Source organism: Vibrio caribbeanicus ATCC BAA-2122, assembly GCF_000165125.1.
Classification (GTDB): domain Bacteria; phylum Pseudomonadota; class Gammaproteobacteria; order Enterobacterales; family Vibrionaceae; genus Vibrio; species Vibrio caribbeanicus.
This window is the reverse complement of the sequence record NZ_AEIU01000117.1, coordinates 1-1,665: the sequence shown is the minus strand read 5'-3', so window position 1 is coordinate 1,665 and position 1,665 is coordinate 1. Positions and strand designations below refer to the sequence as shown.

Genomic DNA, 1,665 nt, shown 5'->3' with positions numbered 1-1,665 from the left:
TCTGTACGCTGACCGCAGTTTTGAGATGATGATTGGGCTTTTGGGGATACTAAAAGCGGGAGGTGCTTATGTGCCTTTAGACCCAAGTTATCCGAGCGATCGCCTTAGTCATATGATTGAAGACAGTGGTGTGGAGTTAGTCATCACCCAGCAGCACCTCATTGATAGCTTACCCAAAGGCTCTGTTCAAGCTTCTTACCGCCCCATCGCATTGGATAGCGGAGAGATACAGCAGCAACTCAGCCATTATGTTCAAGAAAATATTGATCCAGCGCTAATTGGTTTAACCTCAAAGCATCTGGCGTATGTGATCTATACCTCAGGAACAACAGGTAAGCCCAAGGGTGTGATGCTTCAGCATGATGGACTTGTCAGCTTAGCTGATCACCAAAGTCAATCATTTGGCATTTTAAACACTAGCCGAGTATTACAATTTGCTTCTTTGAGCTTTGATGCGGCTGTATGGGAATGGGTATTAACATTATCTGTAGGTGCTTGCTTTTATTTGTACAGTAGAGAGGTGATCCTCGACCCAGCAAGGTTATCTATTGAAGTTGCTGATTCTGGTATTACCCATGCGATGCTTACACCAACCTTTTTGCCTCATCTTGAATTAACATTATGGGAGAATGTCCAAGCTCTAATCGTTGGAGGCGATCAGTGTGCTCTTGAAGTCGGACAAGCTTGGTCTGCAAATCGTCGTTTTTTTAATGCTTATGGGCCAACCGAAGCGACTATTAATTGCTGTGTATTTGAATATAAAGGATCACCATCAATTCTACCAATTGGCCGTCCGATTAGTAATATTGAAGTTTATGTACTTTCGCCAGAACAACAGCTTCTACCCATCGGTGTACCTGGCGAACTTTATATCGGTGGTGTGGGCTTAGCCCGTGGCTATCTCAATCGCCCTGAACTGACTGCTGAAAAGTTTATTGCTCATCCATTTTGTGACGATCCAGAAGCGCGCTTATATCGCACTGGGGATTTGGTGCGCTGGTTACCCGATGGCAATCTCGCCTTTTTAGGGCGTTTGGATCATCAGGTCAAAATTCGTGGGTTTAGGATTGAGTTAGGGGAAATCGAGTCTCAGCTTTTGTGCGAGCCGAGCGTTAAAGAGGCGGTGGTCTTAGCTCGTGAAGATCGCGGTGATGACAAGCGCCTAGCCGCCTATGTCACAGCTGCTGAGACGCCTGAGGCTTTGGACGAAGGCGCTCTGATCGAGTCACTCAGGCAAAGGCTAAAAGCCGTATTGCCCGATTACATGTTACCCTCGGCTTTTGTGGTATTGGAACACTTGCCATTGACACCCAACGGTAAAGTGGATCGTAAGGCTCTGCCCGAGCCGGATTTGGCTCAGGTGACCGAGACTTATGAAGCCCCGAAAAGCCTCACCGAAGCGCGTTTAGCGGAGCTTTGGCAGACATTACTGTACCTAAACTCGCCCGTTAGCCGTGATGCGCATTTCTTCGAACTGGGTGGGCATTCATTGTTAGGGGTACGGCTATTAGCCAGCATTCGAGAGCAGTTTGCCTTAGACATTCCGATTAAGACGCTCTTTGCCCAGCCAATTTTGAGTGAGTTGGCAGCGGTATTAGATGCCGAGGCGTTGACGGCAGGGCAGGGTGCTCAGGTGCCGCCGATGGTTGCCCGCGAGCCTCAGTT

1 protein-coding gene is annotated in these 1,665 nt (G+C 48.2%); it reads left to right on the top strand.

All coding sequences use genetic code 11. The features are described from left to right. On the top strand, positions 1-1,665 hold a 1,665-nt coding region (locus tag RH40_RS19210; protein ID WP_039955044.1), incomplete at both ends, for a non-ribosomal peptide synthetase.